Origin of the sequence: Psychroserpens sp. (assembly GCF_047633235.1) — a bacterium.
Classification (GTDB): Bacteria; Bacteroidota; Bacteroidia; order Flavobacteriales; family Flavobacteriaceae; genus Psychroserpens.
This window is the reverse complement of sequence record NZ_JBLIET010000085.1, coordinates 1-5610: the sequence shown is the minus strand read 5'-3', so window position 1 is coordinate 5610 and position 5610 is coordinate 1. Positions and strand designations below refer to the sequence as shown.

The window sequence follows — 5610 nt, the reverse complement described above, 5'->3', positions numbered from 1 at the left end:
CAGATATTAGTGTGTATGAAATGGTTGCAGCCTATTCAACATTTGCTAATAAAGGCGTGTATAACAAACCCGTAATGGTCACACGCATTCAAGATAAGAACGGAACAGTACTTTTTCAGTTCACACCAGAAACTCGAGATGTTTTAAGTGCTGAAGTCGCTTATACCACTATTAATTTAATGGAAGGTGTGGTACAAGGAGGCTCTGGTAGTCGCTTAAGAGGAAGTAATAGAGCAAGTCAAGCTGTCTATAAAGAAATTATAACGGGTTACCCTTATGAACTTAATAATCCAATAGCAGGAAAGACAGGGACGACACAAAATCAAAGTGATGGTTGGTTTATGGGAATGGTTCCTAATCTCGTAACAGGTGTTTGGGTTGGAGCAGAAGATCGCGCAGCGCACTTTGCAAGCATTACTTACGGTCAAGGTGCAGCAATGGCTTTACCAATTTGGGGATTGTATATGAAATCATGTTATGCCGATGAAGCCTTAGGTATTTCAAAAGATGAATTTGAGAAACCAGAAGATTTGTCTATCGAAGTGGATTGTGACAAATGGAAAGGTAACGATGGTGACGGTAAAGATCCTGATGATGATTTAGACCGTGTTATTGACTTTTAAAATTCTTGCGCAGGCAGAAATCTCATTTAAAACAAGCAAGAAATGCAATCAGGTTCAAAGAAGTCAAGTGATTTGTTTTTAAAATTGGTTGCTTGAAAACACCAACAATGGTAATACTATATAAAGCCTTCTTTTATTTAGAGAGGCTTTTGTTATGTAGTCCTTTTGTCACTAAGAGTGCAACGATGAGTCTCTTTAATTCATATACTCATTTTGTAGTTACATCCATTTAGCAAGCGTTTGGTGACCTAAGTTGAAGTATTTAACTACAATGCAAAAAGAACGTATACATTCAAAATTTAAATATTGAGGATAGTATACGAATTACTCCTTAAAATTTTTCTAATTTTTTTTCTTCGGAAACGTAAAGAGCCACAAAATTAAATCTACTTGATTATTACTATAATCTTATTTGAAGATTAAGAGGCACTGTGTTGCCCACAAAATCAATTATTTACAATTAAAATATAAAATGTCATCCTGAGAAACGAGGAATCTTATTATTGGATTTAACATTATGTATTTTGTAAAGTATAACCTACATAGGGGTTTTAAGTATTTTTTAGATATCCAAATTATTTAATGTTAAAAATAACGATTTTTTCTACTTAAAATTACGCTTTTTCCGTAGTCTGTAACTATAGCAATAGCTCACAGAGTGATAATGAGCTAAAAAACTTATTAACAGTTACTTATGTGAAATTTTAACACCATAAGTTTTGTGATCAAGCGTTTTTTTTTGTAGTTTCATTAATGTCTAGTTCATTAAGTGCTGTAAGTCTATTGAACTCGAGCATCTCGAATTTACGTTCTGTCGACTGTTATACTTATGCAGATCAAAGGGCAACCCGTATAGGATTTGTGCAAAATCTTACTCATGCTGAAGAGCATCAAGTATTTCTCGTATTATTTGACGAGTGTGAATCAGGAGGAGTACCAGAAATAACATAATTACAAAATATAACTGTAACATAGAAAGTTAATTATTACTCTTATTGTACGTAGTTAAAATAAATTAAACAAATTTTATTTTGACTACGTTTCAATTTAAATTTTACAATTATGAAACTAAAAAACAAATTATTAATACTTTTATTCTTCTGCATATATTCAGCTTTCTCTCAAAAAAGTGGGATGGCTTATTATAAAAAAACACCTACTGAACTCTATACGAAAAGAATGGATTCTTTAAATAATTTATATTCCGACAGTACGTTTAAGGAAATTGGCGAGAAAATGAAAGATTTAAAATTTGAATTGCTATTTAATCCCGAAGTTGCTCATTTTAGAGAAGTAGAATCGATGTCCAACGATTCTAGAAACTCTGCTTCGGTAAAAATAGCCAAAATTACTTCTGGTTATTCTGGTGATATCTATTATGATTTTAAGGTGAAAAAAGTTATCACTGAAACAGATATCTCGGGGCAGACTTATCTTATTGAAAAAGATTTTTCATCATACGATTGGGTTTTAACTAAAGAAAAATTGATTATCAATGGACTATCATGTTACAAAGCAAAAACAACAATTATAAAAGAAGGAAGAAGTGGTGTTATTGAACAAGCTATCGTTGCTTGGTACGCTATCGATATTACCGTCTCCGCTGGTCCTGATGGATTTGCAGGATTGCCAGGCTTGATCATACAATTAGAAAATGAAAAATATGTAACCGTTCTTGATAAAATAGTTTTTAAAAAAGAACCAATAGAAATTGAATTACCTCTAGATGGAAAAAAGATGACTCAAACTGAATTTAAAGATTTAATGAAAAAAATGTCTGAGAGTAGAGGAAGTTCGAGTAGAAATTGAAGATTAATTTATAGTTGATATTTTTGGTTTTACGGCCCTTTCTTAGTAACGGATAAATAGTGCTGTATAAACTCGTTATGTTATAATTGTGCGCGCTGGTGCCAATGTTCGCATCTAATAATAGTAATTTTTTATACTTCTTTTTTGAGCAATTTAAACCAAAATATTTTTTGCGTAATTATATGTTATCTATTTACAATAGTCTATTCAAATTGTAATGCCCAACAAATTATAGTGTCTGGAAAAGTATTGGGTAGCTTTCAAAAACCATTGGAATATGCCAATATTTTGGCTATACCTTCTAATGAAGATTCTAGCGTAAAGTTTGCGATTACAGAATCTGACGGAAGCTTCAAACTTGGATTATCGCAAAATCAAAATTACAAAATTACGGTAAGCTATCTAGGTTATAAATCGCAAACCATTGAAATCGCAACCAAAGAAGAAGATATTGTTAAAAACTTTGGGCTAGAAGACAATCCAGACCAATTAGATGAAATAACTTTAAACTACACACCTCCAATTTCTGTAAAAAAAGATATGATTACTTATAATGTTGATAGCTTCAAAACAGGGGAAGAGCGTAAACTTCGTGATTTACTTAAGAAGTTACCTGGAGTGGAAGTTGATCGCGCTGGTAATGTGATGGTGCAAGGTAAAAAAGTAACTAAAGTTCTAGTAGAAAATAAAACATTTTTTACAGGAGATAGTAAACTAGCAGTTAATAATATCCCAGCAGATGCAGTTGATAAAGTAGAAATTTTAGATAATTACAATGAAGTTGCTATGCTCAAAAATCTACAGGATTCTGAGGATATGGCAATGAACATCAAACTTAAAGAAGATAAAAAGAAATTTGCTTTTGGAGACGTTGAGGTTGGTGCAGGTATAAAAGATAGATATCTCATTCATCCCAATTTGTTTTATTATAGTCCAAAAACAACCGTTAATTTCATAGGCGACCTTAATAATCAAGGCGTTAAAAGTTTTACGTTTAGCGATTATTTAGAATTTGAGGGTGGTTTTAGTAAACTCATGCAAGATGCTGGTAGTTATTTCTCGCTTTACAATAGTGATTTTGCACAATACCTCAATAACCAAGATTACACGGCAAACACCAATCAATTTGGAGCATTAAATATAAGACAGTCCATCAATGCAAAAACAGATGTTAGTGGTTATATCATAACCTCAAATTCAAAAACAGATACCCAAAGTAATACGTTAAACGAGTATCTTAACTTTAGCGAGCCTTTTACAGAAGATAGAACAACAACTAACAACATAAACAACTTTTTTACAATAGGTAAAATCACAGTTGATTATGACCCAAGTTTTGATGAGGATTTTGCCTATAACAGTTTTGTGAAAATCACAAATAATGATGCTAATGGTTTAATAACAACCATAAACCCATCACAAAGCAACACTATCAATACACTCACAGATATAAAAGGTCTCAATCTCAAACAAAATATAAGTTACAGCAGGAAACTCTCTAAAGACCATACAGCAACTTTAGAAGCCACCTATAATTTTCAAAACGATAAACCAATAACTGAGTGGCTCACCAATCAACAAATTTTACAAGGTTTGATCCCTTTAGAAGATGATGAAGTATATTCTATCTTACAAACCAAAAGCTCCAATTCACATAATGCAAACGTTATTGTAAAAGATTATTGGGTGCTTAATAACTTTAACCATTTGTATACGACATTTGGTGTCACTGCTGCATTTACCAATTTTGAAAATCAAGATGTACAACAACTAAGTGATGGTAGTATCAATAATTTTAATACTGCTGGTTTTGGTAATGATTTTGGATACAATTTTATAGACACTTTTATTGGTTTAGAATATAAGTTTCAAATTGGGATCGCCACTTTTAAACCTATGTTATATTATCATTTTTATAATTGGAACACCAAACAGTTTGATGAGCGTTTTTCTAATAGAAAAGCACTATTACTGCCAAAATTTACCACAAAAGTAGAATTCAATAATAGTGAGAAATTGAACTTTAAGTATCAGTTAAATGCAAGATTTCCCAGTATAAATAGATTAGCGAACAACTTTGTATTATCAAGTTTTAATAGTGTTTTTAAGGGCGACACGACTCTAGAGAACCAATTGTATCACACAGCAAGTTTGAGTTATTATAAGTTTAGTTTGTTTAAAAATTTAAACTTTAATATCAATACTAGTTTTAATAAACGTATTGAAACTTTAAAATCGGTAACAGAGCTTCAAGGGATTAATCAGTTTAATACTCAAATTCTATTTGACCTGCCAGAGCATAGTTGGAATTTGAGCGCTAGGCTCTCTAAAAAAATAAAGAAAATCAAATACAATATTAGTGCGAGGTTTGGTTACAATGATTTCTATCAACTATTAAATGGTCAAACAAATCTCAATATTTCAAAGAATATGTCATCAACATTAAGTATCGAGACATCCTTTAAAAGTCACCCAAATATTGAGGTTGGTTACACCAAAGATTTTAATAACTATAAATTTTTAGGCGGTGAGAATAATTTCGAAAATGATCGATTTTTCGCCATACTGGAATACGATTTTTTAGATAATTTTATTTTTAAAGCAGATTATAGTTATGATGCTTATGCTAATAAAAGCGCTAATATTTTAAATACGTTTGATACTGCAAACGCTTCTTTATTTTATCAAGTGGAAGATAGTCCTTGGGGTTTTGAGATTAACGCAACTAACTTATTTGACGTTACCTTCAAACAACAGAACAGTTTTAATAGTTTTCTCATTTCCGATAGTAAAACATTTATACTCCCAAGAATAGTGATGTTTAAAGTGGCTTATAAATTTTAAACTCTATTTTTTTAGTTTGCCTGTCATTCAGAGTAAAGCGAAGAATCTTTTTCATTTAATTAGCACTTTAGATTCTTCAGTCGTTCTTCCTTATGAATGACAATTATATTTCGTAAATTTCCATAGCTAAAAACAAATACAAATGATAAGTAAAAAAGTGGCTAATGTTCAAGAAGCACTTAAAGGTGTAACAGACAATATGACCTTTATGTTTGGTGGTTTCGGTTTATCAGGAATCCCAGAAAAAGCTATTGCAGAGTTAGTGAAATTAAATGTAAAAGGCCTCCAATGTATTTCTAATAATGCAGGTGTAGATGATTTTGGATTGGGATTA

General features: G+C 31.4%; 5 protein-coding genes. All 5 read left to right on the top strand.

Features of this window, described 5'->3' with window-relative positions:
• A partial coding sequence (locus ACJAZK_RS14655; protein ID WP_415224684.1) for a penicillin-binding transpeptidase domain-containing protein occupies positions 1 to 623 on the top strand: 623 nt, incomplete at its 5' end.
• Positions 624 to 1376: 753 nt separating this feature from the next.
• The gene (locus ACJAZK_RS14650) at positions 1377 to 1574 is read left to right on the top strand and encodes a hypothetical protein (protein ID WP_415224683.1); all 198 of its coding nucleotides are present in this window, start codon (positions 1377 to 1379) and stop codon (positions 1572 to 1574) included.
• A 111-nt stretch (positions 1575 to 1685) separates the two neighbouring features.
• Positions 1686 to 2432 (top strand): GLPGLI family protein, encoded by a 747-nt coding sequence (locus ACJAZK_RS14645; protein ID WP_415224682.1) that lies wholly within the window; start codon positions 1686 to 1688, stop codon positions 2430 to 2432.
• Between the two features lie 234 nt (positions 2433 to 2666).
• A complete protein-coding gene (locus tag ACJAZK_RS14640) occupies positions 2667 to 5276 on the top strand; it encodes a carboxypeptidase-like regulatory domain-containing protein (RefSeq protein ID WP_415224681.1) in 2610 nt (869 codons plus the stop codon).
• 142 nt (positions 5277 to 5418) lie between these two features.
• Positions 5419 to 5610: CoA-transferase (locus ACJAZK_RS14635; RefSeq protein WP_415224680.1), on the top strand; the 192-nt coding region annotated here is incomplete at its 3' end.